Source organism: Agromyces binzhouensis, assembly GCF_004135055.1.
Classification (GTDB): Bacteria; Actinomycetota; Actinomycetes; order Actinomycetales; family Microbacteriaceae; genus Agromyces; species Agromyces binzhouensis.
The window spans coordinates 1-571 of sequence record NZ_SDPL01000814.1 but is presented as its reverse complement, the minus strand read 5'-3'; the positions used below and the strand labels follow the sequence as shown (position 1 = coordinate 571).

The following is a 571-nucleotide window of genomic DNA, read 5'->3' as shown; positions in this document are numbered from 1 at the left end:
CGCGTCGGCCGCGCCGACGAAGAAACCCTCGCCGTCGATCGCGCCGCCGGGGGCGGCGAGCCACGCGCCGACGAACCCGGCGACGTCGCGCGCGTCGACGTAGTTGAACAGGCTCACCGCCGCGAGGGCGGGGTCGGCGAGCCGTGCGGCGACGGTGTGCCCCTGCTGGGTGGGCGCGCCCGCCCACTCCTCGGGCGAGATGACGTAGCAGGGGCGGAAGAACCCGAAGGCGCCCGGAGCGGTGCGCGCGAACATGCGCACCGCCTCCTCGATCACGACCTTCGAGAGCGCGTAAGCGTTCGCCGGTGCGAGCGGATGCGTCTCGTCGATCGGCACCGCGTCGGCCCGCCACGCAGGCGAGGAGTAGCCGACGGGCGTCGGGCTCGACGCGGCGAGCACCCGGCCGACGCCGGCGGATGCCGCTGCGCCGAGCACGTCGTGGGCGAGCGCGGTGTTCGTGATCAGGATGTCGCGCTCCGGCGCGCTGAACGGCACGGCGATGCCCGCGAGGTGCACGAGGGCGTCGGGGCGGAGCTCGGCGAGCACCTCCGCGGCGGCGCCGGGCGCGGCG

The 571-nt window shown here is 76.2% G+C and carries 1 protein-coding gene; it reads right to left on the bottom strand.

What is annotated here, in order from left to right; all coding sequences use genetic code 11:
- Nucleotides 1–571 (bottom strand): NAD-dependent epimerase/dehydratase family protein (locus ESO86_RS18375; RefSeq protein ID WP_129236081.1); only part of this gene is annotated, 571 nt, incomplete at both ends.